Raw genomic sequence first — 16,655 nt, forward strand, 5'->3', positions numbered from 1 at the left:
CGCCCGTAGGGCGGGCCTGGCGGCGTCTGGTGCGTGCGATCGCAAGGCGGAGGGTCGCCCCGATACTGGGTGTATCGGGGCGAGCCCGACAACGCGGCGAGCGTGCGGGCCAGGCGTCGCCAGGCAGGCGGGACTTTCGAAACACGCCCTAGACCGCTCGGCGGACGCGCCCAGGACGTGCATACAGAGAGCGTCACACGTGCCGACGACTTCGTGGTGGACGGTCTCGGCTCGCGGGGCACCGGCAAGCGGCTGGACCGGGACATCGAGACCTGCCGCAGCGTCTGGCGCGGCGAGATCCCGCCCGGTTGTGACAGCCCGGCCGTGCCCGTCGGCACCCGTGAGGTGCCCCTGCTGTTCGGCGGTATGGCGCAGGCGTCGTTCGACCGGGTCGCCAGGGCGGGCCGGGGATACATCGGCCCGTCGGCGCCGCTGGTGGTTGTCGGCCCGGCCTTCGAGCGCGCACGGGCGGCCTGGAAGGACTCGGGACGCGCGGGCACGCCGTATCTCGTCGCTCTCGCGTACTTCGCGCTGGGCGACGAGGACATCGGCCGTGCCAACGCCCACGACCACTACCGCACGGCCGGACCGGACGGAGCCCGGGCGAAAGGTGCCGAGGTGAGCGGAGGAGCCGACGCCGTACGGGCGACGGTCAGGGCCTTCGCGCAGCTCGGCGCCGACGAACTCATGCTCAACCCGACCGTCGACGACCTCGACCAGGTGGCACGGCTGGCGGGCCTGGTTCTGTAAGGAGGGCCCCTTGCCGCACGGCCCGGAGGTGCCTCACCCGTCCAGCGTGGAGGGCCGGGTCACACAGGGCTCGTACCGGCGTGCGGCCGGGGACCACCGTCCGCGGGACGAACGCAGGCGTTAGCTCGCCCCACCCGGCTTCGCCAGGGTGTACATGACGGAACGCTGCTGCTTGTGGCGCTGGATACGTCCCTTGGCGACCAGGGACTCCAGGGTGTTCCGCACCACCTGGGGTGTGGGGTTGCGGTCCGGGTGCTTCTCCATGAGTTCGTCCCGCAGCTCCTTCGCCAGACGTGGCTCGTCGTAGTTGCCGAGCAGGTCCGCCAGGAGTTCACCGAGCAGTGGCTGGCGCGACTTCCCCTTCGCGCCGGCCTTCGCCGTGGTGCCCGCCGGAGCGGTCCTGACCGACGCCGAACGCCGCGAGGCGGCGGGTGTCCGCTTCGCCTTCGCGACGACGGGCTCGTCCTGTGCCTGCTCGGGCAGACGGGACGCGTCCGCGAAGCCCTCGTACCGCTCGGCGAGGTTCAGGATGTCCGCCAGGAGGGCTTCCTCCTGCTTCAACATCGTGATCTTCTCCGTCAGCTCCTGCTGTCGCCGACGGTTCTCCTCCAAGTCCGACGCGGCTTGTTCTACGTACCGCGATCGGAGCGTGGCGGCTGACTGGCTGGTCACAACCGTTCACTCCCTCGATATGGATGACGTTGCGCATGGTACCCATGCCGAGGGACCCGCGCGGATAAGTGTCAACGCCAGACGGTCGGTCGGGCATGTTCACTCTTCACGATAAGCGCCGATGTGCCTGCGCATGTAGGAGGTGCCGGCCTTTCTTCAACTCCCCGAGGCTCGACGAAGTCACCCGCACGAGGTTCCCCCCGAACATACTGCCCGGTAAGTGTTTCGTGGGCAGCAGCCGCGGTCCGCTGGTCCGCGAGGTGGGGTGCGCGGCCACCAGGGCGTCGCCGGTGATCAGGATGCCGCTCCGGGGCAGGTGGCAGGCTCAGTGGCCCTCGGTGTGTCCCGGTGTGTGCGCGGGCACGGGCACACCGGGCAGGTCCAGTGTTCCCGGCGCCGGGAAAGCCTGCGGCTCGCAGGAGGGGACGTGGGTGGTGCCGTCGGCCCGGAGGGCGTACACGGCCCACGGGAGCACACCGGGCCGCCATGCCTGCGCGAGGACCTGCCCGACGGACACCCGATTCAGCCGCGCACCGTGACTGGGGGAGTGTTGTACCCCTCGGCCCGCAGCCTCGGCCGGCCCGAGGCCAGCGCGGGCCACGACAACGTCACCGTGCGCGTCTCACCGGGCAGCAGCCACAGGTAGTTGTCGTCGTAGAGCGTCGGCAGGACCCGGGCGCTGTCGTCGTCCAGCAGGGAGAGCCGGACCATCGCGGCGACCATGGAACCGCGGTTGCGGACCGTGGCGGTCGCCGTCCGGCGGTACCCGTCACGCGACACATGTGACAGGGTGGCCGACAGCCCGGCGTGTTGAACCTGGTTGAGGGCCCGCAGCGCCTCGGGGGCGCGGCAGCGCCAGTAGGTGTTGTGCGACAGCACATGTCCCCGGTCGTCCGTAAGGGTCAGCCGCAGCAGGTGCAGGTCGGGCAGGTCGTCCGTGGGCGCCGCGGTGAACGCCGCCGCGGAGGCCGCGGGGCCCACGTCGACGCGGGCCTGCCGGCCCTCGGGGCCGTCACCGCGCCGCGCGCCTCGCGTACCGGGCAGGGAGTGTCACACGCGTGGCCGGGTCGGACGGGCCTGGCACACCTTCCACCGATTCGCCCCACGACAATCACATGTGTTTTCCTGGGTCCGCCTGCTCCCGGGGCCGGTCAAAGCGGCTCGACGCACGTGACATATAACTCACACCTCGTAATTGTTTGAATTCTGTTAAGGCTGGGAATGACGGGGAGGAATGGAAAACCACCTGGTGAGGAGGGGTTTTCCGGCGCGGCCCGGGTACCGTCCGCGCACATGTGTTCGCCGGACGGGGACGCGGCACTGGGGCGACACAAATGCGGCAGTCTTCTCGCACTTGCCCTTGCCTACAGTGCGAGTGCGGGGGCTACATCCGGCCTCCGGTCGCTGCACGACAGAGAACCAGGATGGTTCAGAACACTATGGCTACGCCCCTCACGGCTATGTCCCGGTCCGATCTGCTCGGCACCATCATGAGGGAACACCGGGACGGCCTTGTCTCGTATGCCGAGAAGATGCTGGGTGACCACGGACTCGCCGAGGACATCGTCCAGGAGGCCATCGTCCGGGCCTGGCGGAACATCGACCGTCTGCTCGGGATGGAGGGTTCGGTCCGTGGCTGGCTCTTCACCGTGACCCGGCATCTGGTCATCGACTGGGTGCGCAAGCCCCACGCCCGGAGAGAGGTCGTCGGAGTCACCTACAACGACCCCGTGTCGCGCACCGGCAGCACCGAGGCAGTGCACGACGCCCTGATGGTCAGGCCGCTGCTGCGCCGGCTGTCTCCCGAACACCGCGCTGTGCTGGTCCACATATACCTGTGCGACCGCAGCATTCAGGAAACCGCCGGCATCCTCGGAGTGCCGGCCGGAACGGTCAAGAGCCGTCAGCACAACGCCCTGCGCAAGCTGCGCGCGGTCGCGCGACCCGAGGCGGCGTAGGGCTCCCTCGTCTGTCCGCCTCGGCCGACTGCGGGGCCCCTATGTGTTTGGTCAAGCTGCGTGGCTCACAATGCAGGCATGGATGACCAGGGTGGGGACTCGGTGTCGGTTTCGCGCGCCGATCGAGGCCGGCTGGTCCACCACGACCAGCAACCGCGTGACCATGCTCGCAGAACAGGTCGACGGCGTCATCGGCGTCGACACGCACCGAGACACCCTTGCAGCAGGTCGGGCGACATCCGCGCCGGGACGCCCGGACCGGGAGGGCAGCAGGTGAACCTCGCGGAAGGCTGCTCCGTTCAACCTCATGACGCTTCTGTCGGCCGGATGCCCGCTTGGGGAGCCCGCTGCACCAGCGGGTCGGTCCCGAGCGCCGTCAGTTGCGGCGCGCGGCTGTGTCGCGCCACGGTATCGACCGGACGACGGACGTCCCCGTACAGCTGAGCGGCTCCGTGGAGGTGGCCCGTTGGACGGCTCGCCGTCACGAGTCGTCATACTGGTGAGAGGAGGAGCCCCGTGTACGTTCTGGTTCCCGACGACCCCGTGTTCTTCGCGAAGTTCCAGAGTCTTGAAGAACCGCTTCTCCGCCGCCTCTACCGACTCCACAGCGCGGGCCTGGAGTCCGACGACGAGCGGATCATCTCGGATGCCTACGACAGCTGGGTACAGGTACTGCTGAAACTGCCGCTGTGGTTCGAGTGGCACAAGGCGAGTACGTCCGCCGATCCCGCTCCGGATGAGGAGACCAGATACGTCCTCTACAGTCCGCGCGGCGACCAGCTGACGAGCCTGTATCCGGTCGAGGTGACCACGGTCGACCTCGGGCACCTCACGGCCTGCCTCGACCTGCTCATCGCGACCGATCAGGCCCAGCACGCGGTGACGGGTCAGGTGTGCGCCGAGGAGCGTGCCGAACCGCCGGAGCGGGAGGATGGCCTCACCGAGGTCTTCCGGCGCGTGATGGAGGTTCTGTTGCTTCCGCCCCCGCAACGGCTGTTGGACACCCTGGGGCAGGCCGTTCCCGGGGAGCCGGTGGTCTCCGTGCCCCTGTCGGTCGAGCAGGAGGCGGAGTACCGGTGCTTCTGCGAGGACATCGTGACCATCCTCAGCTCGGGCGACACCTTCGCCTACCGCAGCCACCGCGCCATGTACTTCTGAGGTACTACGTATAGCGGTGGCGGTCAACTAACACGTGTCTCCTGTGGTACGTTCCGTGGCCGCCGGCTGAGCCCCGGCCTCCGCCGGGACCGTGCGACGCCCGGGGCAGGGGGTCAGCGCGCGGCCACGGCGGGCGCGGTCTTCCTGCGTGCGCGGTAGGCGGCGGCCTTGATCTTGTTGCCGCAGGACTCCATACCGCACCATTGGCGGCGCATGCCCCGGGATCGGTCGATGTAGACCCGGGTGCACTCGGGGTTGCCGCACTCCTTCATCAGCGGGACGTCCGGGCCGCTGAGCAGTTTGATGGCCTGCCGGGCGACGGTCGCCAGGGCCTGCTCGGGGGTCGCCTCGACGAGCCGCCCGGTCAGGGTGAGCTGTGGCGTCACAGGGACCTTGCGCGCGGCGGCGTTGACCACGTCGAGCGCTTCCCGGTCGAGCTCCGCACCGAGGCGGCGGTCCGTGACGAGCCGGTAGACGGCCTCGCGCACTGTGGTCGCCGCTCGGACGTCGTTCTCCTCGCCGGGCGTGATCGTGTCCACGAGTCCGGACTCCAGATACCAGGCATTGAGCCGCTCCGGCGTCACGAACATCTCGAACCGGCTAGAGCGCCGGGCACGAAGGGTGGCCGCGAAGTCGAGAGCCGGGTGCCCGCATACGAAGACATGGTTAAGATTCACATCACCATCTTGACCGGTGACTACCGCGAAGCGCAAGGATCGTCACCGTTCCAGGCGGTGCTCTTTGCTCGGGCGTGGTCGTGATCGTAAGCACCGCGCAGGGGGAGCGCAGGTCAGGGGCGGGATCAGACCCGTGTCGTGTCCTCCTTACGCCCGGCACCCGGCTCCAGCCGGAGTTCGCGGCCCTGCCAGCGTCGGCGCAGCCAGCGGTCGTGGCTGGCCACGACGATCGCGCCGGGTCCGCTGCCCAGCGCGGCCTCCAGCTCGTCGCACAGCCGAGGGGAGAGGTGGTTGGTGGGCTCGTCGAGCAGCAGCAGCTGGGGCGGGCGCGCCACCAGCAGGGCCAACGCGAGCCGCCGGCGCTGCCCCACGGACAGCTGTCCGACCGGTTTGTCCAGGTCCGCCTCGTGCATCAGACCCAGCGAGCCCAGCGGCACCTTCTCGGTGCGCGCCGCGCCCAGCGTCAGCTCGTAGGTGTCGCGGACCGTGCGCTCGGGCCGGTCGAACACGGTGTCCTGGGTGAGCATCCCTACCGTCAGCCCGCGCCGCCGGTGCACCTCGCCCCCGGCCGGGAGATGTCCGGCGAGCACGGCGAGTAGCGTCGACTTGCCTGCCCCGTTGCCGCCCGTGACCAGCAGCCGGTCCGTCGCCGACAACTCCAGGCCGTCCAGCGAGAGCCGGCCGGGCACCCGTACGTCCCCCAGGGACAACAGGGGCCGCGAATCCTCCTCCGCTCGCGCGGCCAGTTCCCCGGCCGCGAACCGCAGCGGGCGCGGTGGCTCGGCGACCTGCGAGCGCTCCAGCTCCTCCAGCCGCCGGGTGGCGTTGCGGACCCGGCGGGAGACCTGGTTCTGCACCCGGCCCGCCCGGTGGCCGTAGCCCATCTTCTCGTTGTCGGTGCGGCCCCGGTCCGGCGCGACCCGGTGCGCGGTCACCCCCGCCGACTCCCGCAGCCCCGCCAGTTCCTCCTGCTCCTCGGCGTACCGCCGCTCCCAGCGCTCCCGCTCGGCGCGCTTCTCGGAGAGGTAGGCGCTGTAGTTGCCGCCGTAGCGGACCGGGCCGTCCACCGCCGGGTCGAGGTCGATCAGGTCGGTGCAGACGGCGTCGAGGAATGCCCGGTCGTGGCTGGCGACGACCACGGCTCCGGGCAGGCCGCGGATCTGCTCCTCCAGGAAGGCGGCGGCGCCGTCGTCCAGGTGGTTGGTCGGCTCGTCCAGCAGCAGCGCCGACGGCCGCCGGACGAGCAGCGCGGCCAGGGCCAGCCGGCCGCGCTGCCCGCCGGAGAGCGAACCGAGCGTCCGGTCGTGTCCGAAGGTGTCGAGGCCCAGGCCGTCCAGCACCAGGGCCGCGCGGCGGTCGGCGTCCCAGGACTCCCGGTCCTGGGCCTGTTCCAGCCGCCTGCCGTAGGCGTCGAGGAGCTCCTGGTGGCCGGGGTCGTCCTCCGGGACGCGGGCGAGTGCCTCGCCGAGCCGGTCCAGCTCGGCGAGGTCCTCGCGGGCCTCGCGCAGCGCCTCGTCCAGCACCGCGGCGATCGTCGAGCCGGCGTCGAAGGGCATCTCCTGGTGGAGAAAGCCGAGGTCGCCCGGGCGGGTGACGCCTCCCGCGTCGGGCTCGTCCACGCCGGCGAGCACCCGCAGCAGGGTGGACTTGCCGACGCCGTTCTCCCCGATCAGGCCGATGCGGTGGCCGGGGGAGGCGGTCAGACAGACGCCGTCGAGGACGCGTCGGCCGCCCAGGACGCGGACGAGGTCGTGGGCGAGCAGAGCGGGCTGGGGCATGGGGAACCGTCCAACGTGATCGGTGTTCGGCCTGCCGGGCACGGGGCCTCGGACGCGGGCCACGTCACACGCCGACGGCTCACATGCCAGGGGCTCCCGTTTCCTTGAGCGTTCCGTCGGCCAGCCGCAGCCAGCGGTTCACGCCGATCTCGGCGAGGAACCGCTCGTCGTGGCTGACCACCATGAAGGCGCCCTGATAGGAGTTGAGCGCGCTCTCCAGCTGGCCCGCGCTGACCAGGTCGAGGTTGTTGGTCGGCTCGTCGAGCAGCAGCAGATGCGGCGCCGGCTCGGCGCACAGCACACAGGCCAGGGTGGCGCGCAGCCGCTCGCCGCCGGAGAGCACCCCGACCGGCAGGTGGGCCCGCGCGCCCCGGAAGAGGAAGCGGGCGAGCAGGTTCATCCGCTCCGCCTCGGGCCGCTCGGGGGCGAACGCGGCGAAGTTCTCCGCCACGGTGCGGTCCAGGTCCAGCAGGTCCAGGCGCTGCGAGAGGTAGGCGATCCGGCCGTCGTTGCGCTTGATCTCCCCACCGTCCGGGGTGAGTTCGCCGGTGATCAGACGCATCAGGGTGGTCTTTCCCGCGCCGTTGGGCCCGGTCAGCGCAATGCGCTCGGGGCCGCGGACGGTCAGGTCGATGCCGCCGGCGGCGAAGACTTCCTTGTCCCCGAGGCGGACCTGCATCCCCTCGCCGAGGAAGAGATTGCGCCCGGCGGGCACCTGGGTGTCGGGCAGCTCCAGGGTCAGGCGCTGCTCCTCGCGCAGCGCGCGTCCGGCCTCGTCGAGGCGGGCCTTGGCCTCGCTGACCCGGGAGGCGTGCATCGTGCCGGACTTGCCCGCGGCTTCCTGCGCGCCGCGCTTCATGTTGCCGGCGAAGATCTTGGGCAGGCCGGCGTTCTTGAGGTTCTTGGCGGCGTTGCTCGCGCGGCGCTCGGCGCGTTCGCGGGCCTGCTGCATTTCCCGCTTCTCGCGCTTGAGTTCCTGTTCGGCGTTGCGGACGTTCTTCTCGGCGACCTCCTGCTCGGCGCGCACGGCTTCCTCGTACTCGGTGAAGTTGCCGCCGTACAGGCGCAGTTCGTCGTGGCCGAGCTCGGCGATGCGTTCCATGCGGTCGAGCAGTGCGCGGTCGTGGCTGACGAGCAGCAGGCAGCCGGTGAAGTCGGAGAGCACGTCGTAGAGCTTGTGGCGGGCCTCGGCGTCGAGGTTGTTGGTGGGCTCGTCGAGCAGCAGTACGTCGGGGCGTTTGAGCAGCTGGGCGGCGAGGCCGAGGGAGACGACCTGGCCGCCGCTGAGCGTGCTCAGGCTGCGGTCCAGGGTGAGGTCGGCGAGACCGAGGCGGTCGAGCTGGGCGCGGGTGCGCTCCTCGATGTCCCAGGCGTCGCCGATGGTGGTGAAGTGCTTTTCGTCGACGTCCCCGGATTCCACGGCGTCGATGGCCTGGATGATCGGGGCGATGCCGAGTACCTCGGCGACCGTGAGGCTGCTGGTCAGGGGCAGGCTCTGTGGGAGGTAACCCAGCGTGCCGCCGACGGACACCGAGCCGGTGGCGGGCTTCAGCTCGCCGGCGATCAGCTTGAGCAGGGTGCTCTTGCCGGAGCCGTTGGGGGCGACCAGGCCGGTGCGGCCGCTGTTCACGGTGAAGGACAGGTCGTGGAAGACCGGGGTGTCGTCGGGCCAGGTGAAGGAGAGGTTCGAGCAGACGATGGCGGCGTCGGACATGGAGGTGACCTCGAAAGGCTTGAGGGCAGAAAGTCGGACTTCTGCCCTGGGCAGACGTGGGAAAAGGGGTACGACAAGACGGACCACCTCGGCAGCGCTCCTGAGCGCCGGCCGGTGGTCGTCAGATCCGGGTCTCACCCGGAGATGTCGTCTTCACCCACCACGTCTGTGACTCCTCGATACACGGTCTGCCTACGTCGTTCCTAGCTTAGCAGCCGTCGCCCCTCTGCCTGGCCGGCACGGGCGGCGCCCCTGCCCATACATGTGTGCGCACCGGCACATGTCGAGCGAGGCGGAAACCTTTCTGTCCCCTTCGTCGTGTTGTTGACAGCCCCGGGGGTAGCCTGACACCATCGTCACCTATTGAACAGGTGACGATGTTGTGATGGTTCGACAGTGTCCACACGTGTGGACACGCCCGGCCGGTGCCGTCCTGTGCGGCCGCACACCACCTGGATCGTCGCCACCTCGAAGGAGCGCACTGACCATGGCAGGAAAGCCGAAGCGGAGGGCCGACGGGGCGCCGGTGGGGCGGCGGGCGATGCTGGGCATGCTCGGCGCGGGCGCCGCGGGGCTCGCCGCCGCGCCCTATCTGCAACGCGGCTGGGAAGACTTTCTCGGCGCCGCCTCCCAGGTCGACGCGACCGGCCTCACCGGACTGCTGCCCAATCCGGGCGGCTTCCGCTACTACAGCGTCGTCGGTTCGGTGCCACGCAAGGACGAGACGAACTACGAGCTGCGAGTCAGCGGACTGGTGGACCGGCCCCGGACCTACACGCTCGCCGACCTGCGCGCGATGCCGCAGACCCGGGTGGTACACGACGTCCTGTGCACCGACGGATGGCGGGTGGAGAAGACACCCTTCGACGGGGTGAAACTGGCCGACCTGCTCGATGCCGCCGGGGTGCGTTCCAAGGGTGCGGCGGTCCGCTTCACCTGCTTCGACGGCGCCTACAGCGAGAGCCTCACCCTCGAACAGGCGCGCCGTTCGGACGTCCTGGTGGCACTGAACATGCAGGACAAGCCCGTCACCCACGAGCACGGCGGCCCGGTCCGCCTGTACGTGGCCCCGATGTACTTCTACAAGTCGGCCAAGTGGCTGTCCGGCATCTCGGTCACCGACAAGGTCGTCCCCGGCTACTGGGAGGAGCGCGGTTATGCGGTCGACGGCTGGCTCGACGACGCCGACCGGCACAGTGACGCGGCCTGATCCCTCCGGCGGCGTCCGACGGTTCACTACCGCCGAGCGCATGGTCCACCGGGCCACCGGATGGCTCATGCTGGTGTGCCTGGTCACCGCGGCGTGTCTGTACCTCGGGCCGCTGGCCCAACTGGTCGGACGGCGCCACCTGATGGTCACAGTGCACGAGTGGTCGGGCATCCTGCTGCCGCTGCCTTTTCTGTTGGGCCTGTTCTCCGCCGACTTCCGTGCGGACCTGCGCAGGCTGAACCGCTTCGCGGCGTACGACCGACAGTGGCTGCGGGCCGCCCGCAGACGGCGGATGTCGCCGCAGGCGCGTCCGGCCGGCAAGTTCAACGCCGGCCAGAAGCTCTACGCGGGCTGGATCGCCGGTGCCGTACTGGTGATGATGTCCACCGGTCTGCTGATGTGGTTCATGGGACTGCTGCCCTTCATCTCCCGCACCAGCGCGATCTTTGTTCACGACCTTGTGGCCTGGGCGATCACCTTCGTGCTGCTCGGCCACATGCGCAAGGCGTTCGAGGACCCGGAGGCGAGGCTGGGCATGCGCACCGGATACGTCAGCCGGTCCTGGGCGGAGCGGCACCACTCCTGGTGGCTGCGGGAGGAGCCTACGGGCAACGCGACCGGGAAAGTTGACAAAGTGTGATATGTCCTCACTGGGAAGGCGGACCTGGCCGGAAGGGCCCATGGACGACCGCAGCGCCCCGGACACCGAGGGTTCCCGGCTGGACGGCTGCGGCCACGAGCTCGCCGGAGTCCTCGGCGACGAGCTCGCGGCGGTACTGCACTGCGCCGTTCACCAGGCCGCCCACCGTCTCGACGCGGTGGCGGCGGCCGTGTACCTGCTGACCCCCGACGGCGGCGAACTGAGGGCCGCGATGATCGGCGGCAGCCCGCCGTCCGTCTTCACCCTCCCGGGCCGTATGCCCCTGGATTCCCCCTACGCCTCCGCGCGCGCCCTGGCCGACCGCGGCGTGGCGCTGCTGGCCGAACCCGACCCGCTCACACTCGAGCACGGGGCCCTGGCCTACCCCTACACCGTCGCCTCGGTCCCCCTGGAGACGCAGGGGCGCCGCTTCGGCTCGCTGACCGTGCTGCGCACCGAGGACCGGGGTGGATACAGCGACGCGGACTGCCGACGGCTGGCCCGGATCGGCGACCGGCTCGCCGTCCTGCTGGCCGATCTCCTCGCCCGCGGTGCCACGATCGCGCCGGGGAGCCTGCCCGTGCTGGTCCCGGTCCTCGGCACCGAGCCGTCGGCCGAAGCCGAGGACGAAGCCGGAGCCGGGGGCGACGACGCCGAGGACGAGGTCCTGTGGGGCGTCACGGGCGTCCCCGGGTCCGCGGGTCTGTCCTTGCTGTACGCCCTGCAACGGCTGGCCGACATGCTGAACCGGGCGACCACCATGGAGCATGTCACCGGGGCGGCGGAGTTCTGTGTCATGGCGCCGTTCCGTGCCCGGGCGATGGCGCTGACCTCGGCCGCCGAGGGCCGTCTGTGGGTCCTGGGCCACACCGGGGATTCCGCGCGCCTGGTGCGGGAACTGCACGGAAGCGCGCTGCACGGCGAAGCGCCCGCCGTCCGGGCGGTGCGGGGGCGCGCTCTGTTCGTTCCCGGTGCGTCCGGTTCCTCGGCCGGCCGGCGCGACGGCGCCGACGACCGTTCGCACGCCACCGCCTACCTGCCGCTCGTCGGCAGTCGGCACGTCGTGGATCTGCCGATGGCCGAGGACGCGCCCGTCGTCGGCGTCTGCTGCCTGTCGTTCGACGGACCGCGGACGTTCCCGCCCCAGGAAAGGGCAGTCCTGACCATGATGGCCGGGCTGTTGGGCTCGGCGGTGCAGCGCATCCGACTGAGCGCCGGACGCCAGTCGCTCGCCGAGGGCATGCAGAGGCGGCTGCTGCCCGCCGCGCTCGCGGAGGCGCCCCGCCTGACCACCACGGCCCGCTACCAGCCGGCGCGGGCGGCGGGCGAGGTGGGCGGTGACTGGTACGACGTGATGACGCTGCCGGACGATCGAGTGGTGCTGGTCATTGGCGACGTCGAGGGCCATACGATGGAAAGCGCCGCCGTCATGGGTCAGTTGCGTACCGCGGTCGCCGCGTACGCCACCGAGGGCCACCGGCCGGCGGCGCTGCTGGAACGCACCGAGCGGCTGCTGTCCCGGCTGGGTACCGAACTTCTCGCGACCTGCTGCGTGGTGAGCGTGGACACGGAGACAGGGGCGGCGGAGGTGGCGCTGGCCGGGCATCCGGCGCCGCTCGTCCGGCTGCCCGACGGCAGGGTTCGCCGACTGGGGGCACCGGCCAACGTGCCGCTCGGACTGCATGTGCGCAACCCCTATTTCTCCCGGGAGCACACCCTCCCGCCCGGGGCGGTGCTGGTGCTCTACTCCGACGGACTGCACGGACCGGACCAGGACGACGTACATGTTCGCCTGGCCGCCGACGGCCGACAGGTGGGCACCGACCTGGAACGACTGGCCGACCACCTGCTGGTGGACACGTCCGGCCGACGTGACGACGCCGCGCTGCTGCTGGCCCGCTACGAGGGAACGGACGACGGTACGGCGCCGCGTACCGCGCGCTTTCACGTCCACCGGCGCGATCTGCGGGGCGTCGGAGCGGCCCGTGGCTTCGTGGACGAGTGCCTGTGTGAGTGGGGCCTGGCGGAGCTGTCGGACGAGCTCGTGCTCATCACGTCGGAGCTCGTGACCAACGCGCTCATCCACGCGGGCAGCGATGTGGACCTGCGGCTACGGGCGTTCGGCGACCGGGTCCGGCTGGAGGTGCGGGACTCGGACAGCGACCCGCCCGTCCCCACCGCCTACTCACTCACCGCCGAGGGCAGCGCGCGAGCGGAGCACGGCCGCGGCCTGTTCCTGGTGGACGCGCTGGCGCACACGTGGAACACCTCTCCGAGCGGCCGCGGCAAGACCGTCTGGCTGGAGATGGACATCCCCGGCGCTGCCGACGCGGGGCGGGCGGCGGACCGGTGAACCGTCGAATGACCTAACACGTGCTCGCTTCACTGAGTCAGGCCGGGCTGGTCGACGGGCGGGGGACCTCGCCGGTCCGTGGCCGAGGACCGTCAACTGACTGTTGTCGCGGTATGCGGCGGACGCCAGAGTGTGACCGGGCCAAGGGCGTCCAGTCCACTCGTTCAGCTGAATTCGACTCACTCCTTCCGTCACCGTCTTAACTGGTGATATGGTCTCGATCAGTCTTCGGCGAACCTGAACTGCCTCGGGTCGCATACCGAGGTCACGGAGACGTACATGCGGAGCTCGTCCCCGTGAATCCGTTGACCCGGCCACCGTCCTGCTCATGTGACTTGCACACGTGTTGCCGCTGCTCGGCGCACACCTACTTCTTGGATAGGAAAGCAATGAGACGACTTCTGACCGTTCTCGCGGCCGGCGTGCCGCTGGCGGCCGCGGTGTACCTGCCGACCGGCGCTTCGGCGGCCACCGGAAGCTCCGCCTCCGCCTCCGTGCCCTTCAACTGCTCGACCGTCTCCGTGAAGGCCCCGGCCGGCACCGAGGTGGAGTCGGTGACCTCGGTCCGCAGGGAGGGAGGGACCATCGACAACACCGGGATCCTGGTCGGCTCGGTCTCCGGCGTCCCGGCCTTCTGCGACGTGACGGTCACCCTCACCCACCCGGGAGACGGCGACCACGCCAAGGTGCAGACCTGGCTGCCCGTGAACGGCTGGAACGGTCGCCTCCAGGCGATCGGCGGCAGCGCCTACGGTGCCGGGGACGGGGGTGTCGGTCTGGGCACCGCGGTCAAGAACGGCTACGCGGCGACCACCACGGACGCCGGCGTCGGTGACGTCCTCGACACCAGCTGGGCGCTGAACAGCAACGGCCAGGTCAACACCGCGCTGCTGAAGAACTTCGCCTCCCGCTCCCAGCACGAGGCAGCGGTCGTCGGCAAGCAGGTCGTCGACGCGGTCTACAGCAAGCGCGCTGCCTACTCCTACTTCACCGGCTGCTCCACCGGCGGACGTCAGGGCTACATGGAGGCCCAGAGCTACCCCGACGACTACGACGGCATCCTCGCCGACGCGCCCGCCATCAACTGGGACGAGTTCGAGGTCGCCACCCTGTGGCCGCAGGTGGTCATGAACAACGAGAAGACCTACCCGACCACCTGTGAGCTCGACACCTTCACCAACGGCGCCGTCAAGGCCTGCGACTCGCTCGACGGCGTCAAGGACGGCCTGGTCAACGACCCGGAGCGGTGCAACTTCGACCCCCGCACGCTGATCGGCACCAAGGTCGCGTGCAACGGCAAAGAGATGACCATCACGGCGGCCGACGCGGCCGTGGTGCGCAAGATCTGGGACGGCCCCCGCACCACCTCGGGCAAGAAGCTGTGGTCCGGCGTCCCGATCGGGGCCGACCTGAAGGGCCTGGCGAACACCAACCCGCCGGACGCCGACGGCAACGTCACGGGAGCGCCGTTCCCGGTGCCCGCCCTGTGGGTCCAGCTCTGGCTGAAGAAGGACCTGTCCTTCGACATCTCGAAGATCACCTACAGCGAGTTCACGCAGTTGTTCAAGCAGTCCGAGGCCGAGTACGACACGGTCATCGGCACGGACGACCCTGACCTGTCCGCCTTCCGCGAGTCCGGCGGCAAGCTGCTGACCTGGCACGGCCTGGCCGACGAGTTCATCCCCACCCAGGGCACCGTGGAGTACCGCGAGCAGGTCGAGCAGAAGATGGGCGGCGCCAAGAGGGTCGACGACTTCTACCGCCTCTTCCTCGCCCCGGGCACGGCCCACTGCGGTCTCAACGGCGCCGGCGGCTCGGCCGACGGCCTTGCCGCACTGACCGCCTGGGTCGAGCACGGCAAGGCCCCCGAGACGCTGCCCGCCACCCTGATCAACGCCTCCGGCGAGGCCGTCAACCGTGACCTGTGCAGCTACCCGCGGGTGTCCAGCTACAACGGCCACGGCGACCCGGCCGTCGCCTCCAGCTTCCAGTGCGTTTCCCCCTCCCGGTACTGACCGTGCCGACGACGACCCCATGACCTGAGAAAGGCCGAACCATCATGAGCACGCAGACAGCGACGCCGTCGAGCCCGGTGGCGACGGGCGAGCGATCCTCCCTGTTGAGGCTGTACCTGAGCCGTGGCGTCCTGGCCGTGGTGTGGGCCCTGGCGTTCGCCAAAGCCCACGAGGACGTCGACGCGCTGGCCATCACACTGCTGGTCGTCTACCCGCTGATCGACGCGGTGTCCTCACTGATCGACTACCGCGCCACCCCCGACGGCGCGGAGCGCCGGGTCACGGCGTTCAACGGGGTGCTCAGCACGCTGGCCGCCATCGCGGTCGGCATCGCCGGCGCGGGCGGCGTGGCACCGGTGCTCCATGTGTTCGGAGCCTGGGCCGTCATCTCCGGTGCCGCTCAGGTGATCGTCGGGCTGCGGCGGCGCGGTCCCGAGTTCGGCAAGCAGTGGCCGACCCTGATCTCGGGCGGGCTGTCCTTCCTCGTCGGGATCTTCTACAACATCCAGGCCGCGGGCGACAATCCCTCGCTCGACGTGCTGTCGACGTACGCCACGGGCGGTGGAATCTTCTTCATCGCCCAGGCCCTGCTGCTGGGCTGGAAGGCCCGCCAGCTGCGCACCCGGACCGTCTGACCTTCTCGCAGAACCCGCTCTCGACCCGCGTCCCCCTGGGGGCGCGGGTCGAGACGTTTCCGGACCGCCGGCGCTTCTTCCCGCACCAGCCGGGTCAGTTCCCGCACGGGGTCGTCCTGGCTTTCCCCGGCCGATATCGCCAGCCATCGGGACGGGGGAACCCTCGGATCGAACGCCCGCGAAATACGGAACTCGGGAAACGGACCACCGAGCCGGAAGACGTGCAGCCCGGCCACGTCGCGCACATGGCGCACCACCTGATGGACATCTCATTCCGCGGCCACATGACGCCGACGCATGCTACGGCGGGCCGAACCGCCGTCGTGGACGCGATTTTGCCGATCTCCACGGGGTGACCGCCGCCGTGTGCCGTGTGGTGCACGGACACAGGTGTGCAGGTCCTTCGGTGTGCGACGCCCGGACGCGTGTTTCGGTCACTGATATGTATTCTCGGATGCATGAGCACAATCGCGGATACGACCGCTGTGGCAAACCTGATCGCCACATACGCCGAGCTGGTTGACACCGGGGATTTCGCCGGCGTCGGCGAACTGTTCGCCGACGCCGTGTTCATCGGCAGCGGAGCACCGGTCCCGGGCCGGGACCGGGGCGTGGAGAAGATGCTCCGGGACAGCGTGATGTGCTATGAGGACGGCACTCCGCGCACCCATCACGTCACGACCAACATCGCCGTCGATGTCGACGAGGAGGCGGGAAGGGCTGCCGCGCGTTCCTACGTCACGGTGTTCCAGTCCCTGCCCGACTTTCCGCTCCAGCCGGTGGCCGCGGGGCGGTACAGCGACCGCTTCGAGCGCCGGGACGGGCGCTGGCGCTTCACGGAGCGCCGGGTCCGGATCCATCTGGTGGGCGACGTCAGCCGCCACCTGCGCGGTTAGGGCGTGTTTCGACAGTAGCGTCGTCCGCCCGTAGGGCGGGCCTGGCGGCGTCCGGTGCGTGCGATCGCAAGGCGGAGGGTCGCCCCGATACTGGGTGTATCGGGGCGAGCCCGACAACGCAGCGAGCGTGCGGGCCAGGCGACGCGGACGGACACGCCGGAGGGCGCGGGGGGGCGGGGTGGCGCGGGCCAGGCCGCGC

The 16,655-nt window shown here is 70.2% G+C and carries 14 protein-coding genes and 1 pseudogene; 9 read left to right on the forward strand and 6 right to left on the reverse strand.

Features of this window, described 5'->3' with window-relative positions:
• Window positions 1–177: 177 nt before the first annotated feature.
• Window positions 178–750: an LLM class flavin-dependent oxidoreductase gene (locus AB0915_RS33705; RefSeq protein ID WP_366694679.1), complete on the forward strand. Its 573-nt coding sequence runs from the start codon at window positions 178–180 to the stop codon at window positions 748–750.
• Between the two features lie 120 nt (window positions 751–870).
• Here AB0915_RS33705 and AB0915_RS33710 read toward each other — a convergent pair whose 3' ends face one another.
• From AB0915_RS33710 to AB0915_RS33720, 3 genes and pseudogenes are all read right to left on the reverse strand, one after another.
• On the reverse strand, window positions 871–1,422 hold the full coding sequence (locus AB0915_RS33710) for a hypothetical protein (protein ID WP_366694680.1): 552 nt from the start codon (window positions 1,420–1,422) through the stop codon (window positions 871–873).
• Window positions 1,423–1,651: 229 nt separating this feature from the next.
• Window positions 1,652–1,948: pseudogene (locus tag AB0915_RS33715) on the reverse strand (MBL fold metallo-hydrolase); the annotation flags it as partial.
• On the reverse strand, window positions 1,945–2,403 hold the full coding sequence (locus tag AB0915_RS33720) for a glycoside hydrolase family 2 protein (RefSeq protein ID WP_366694681.1): 459 nt from the start codon (window positions 2,401–2,403) through the stop codon (window positions 1,945–1,947). The gene AB0915_RS33720 and the pseudogene AB0915_RS33715, both read right to left, overlap by 4 nt.
• 458 nt (window positions 2,404–2,861) lie before the next feature.
• Here AB0915_RS33720 and AB0915_RS33725 point away from each other — a divergent pair, with 458 nt between their 5' ends.
• Together AB0915_RS33725 and AB0915_RS33730 are read left to right on the forward strand one after the other, a co-directional pair.
• Window positions 2,862–3,380: a sigma-70 family RNA polymerase sigma factor gene (locus AB0915_RS33725; RefSeq protein WP_366694682.1), complete on the forward strand. Its 519-nt coding sequence runs from the start codon at window positions 2,862–2,864 to the stop codon at window positions 3,378–3,380.
• A 516-nt stretch (window positions 3,381–3,896) separates the two neighbouring features.
• A complete protein-coding gene (locus tag AB0915_RS33730) occupies window positions 3,897–4,538 on the forward strand; it encodes a hypothetical protein (protein ID WP_366694683.1) in 642 nt (213 codons plus the stop codon).
• A gap of 113 nt (window positions 4,539–4,651) precedes the next feature.
• Here the strand turns inward: AB0915_RS33730 and AB0915_RS33735 are convergent, their stop codons facing one another.
• The 3 genes from AB0915_RS33735 to abc-f all read right to left on the reverse strand — a co-directional run bounded on the left by AB0915_RS33735 (window position 4,652) and on the right by abc-f (window position 8,707).
• Window positions 4,652–5,215: a CGNR zinc finger domain-containing protein gene (locus AB0915_RS33735; protein WP_366694684.1), complete on the reverse strand. Its 564-nt coding sequence runs from the start codon at window positions 5,213–5,215 to the stop codon at window positions 4,652–4,654.
• 125 nt (window positions 5,216–5,340) lie between these two features.
• Window positions 5,341–6,993: an ABC-F family ATP-binding cassette domain-containing protein gene (locus tag AB0915_RS33740; protein WP_366694685.1), complete on the reverse strand. Its 1,653-nt coding sequence runs from the start codon at window positions 6,991–6,993 to the stop codon at window positions 5,341–5,343.
• Window positions 6,994–7,072: 79 nt separating this feature from the next.
• On the reverse strand, window positions 7,073–8,707 hold the full coding sequence (gene abc-f / locus AB0915_RS33745) for a ribosomal protection-like ABC-F family protein (RefSeq protein WP_366694686.1): 1,635 nt from the start codon (window positions 8,705–8,707) through the stop codon (window positions 7,073–7,075).
• A gap of 487 nt (window positions 8,708–9,194) precedes the next feature.
• On the opposite strand from abc-f, the gene AB0915_RS33750 reads away from it, so the two are divergent.
• The 6 genes from AB0915_RS33750 (at window position 9,195) to AB0915_RS33775 (ending at window position 16,456) form a co-directional block, all read left to right on the forward strand.
• A complete protein-coding gene (locus AB0915_RS33750) occupies window positions 9,195–9,917 on the forward strand; it encodes a molybdopterin-dependent oxidoreductase (protein WP_366694687.1) in 723 nt (240 codons plus the stop codon).
• Window positions 9,865–10,557 carry a cytochrome b/b6 domain-containing protein gene (locus AB0915_RS33755; protein ID WP_366694688.1) on the forward strand — a complete coding sequence of 231 codons (693 nt, stop codon included), beginning with the start codon at window positions 9,865–9,867 and terminating at the stop codon, window positions 10,555–10,557. The genes AB0915_RS33750 and AB0915_RS33755 overlap by 53 nt, the downstream gene beginning before the upstream one ends.
• A gap of 40 nt (window positions 10,558–10,597) precedes the next feature.
• Window positions 10,598–12,910 carry a SpoIIE family protein phosphatase gene (locus AB0915_RS33760; RefSeq protein WP_366694689.1) on the forward strand — a complete coding sequence of 771 codons (2,313 nt, stop codon included), beginning with the start codon at window positions 10,598–10,600 and terminating at the stop codon, window positions 12,908–12,910.
• A gap of 389 nt (window positions 12,911–13,299) precedes the next feature.
• On the forward strand, window positions 13,300–14,925 hold the full coding sequence (locus AB0915_RS33765; RefSeq protein WP_366694690.1) for a tannase/feruloyl esterase family alpha/beta hydrolase: 1,626 nt from the start codon (window positions 13,300–13,302) through the stop codon (window positions 14,923–14,925).
• A gap of 44 nt (window positions 14,926–14,969) precedes the next feature.
• Window positions 14,970–15,560, forward strand: coding sequence for a DUF308 domain-containing protein (locus AB0915_RS33770; RefSeq protein ID WP_366694691.1), 591 nt, complete (start codon window positions 14,970–14,972; stop codon window positions 15,558–15,560).
• Window positions 15,561–16,018: 458 nt separating this feature from the next.
• The gene (locus AB0915_RS33775; protein ID WP_366694692.1) at window positions 16,019–16,456 is read left to right on the forward strand and encodes a nuclear transport factor 2 family protein; all 438 of its coding nucleotides are present in this window, start codon (window positions 16,019–16,021) and stop codon (window positions 16,454–16,456) included.
• Window positions 16,457–16,655 lie beyond the last annotated feature (199 nt).

The sequence above is a fragment of the Streptomyces sp. NPDC048411 genome (genome assembly GCF_040704695.1).
GTDB lineage: Bacteria > Actinomycetota > Actinomycetes > Streptomycetales > Streptomycetaceae > Streptomyces.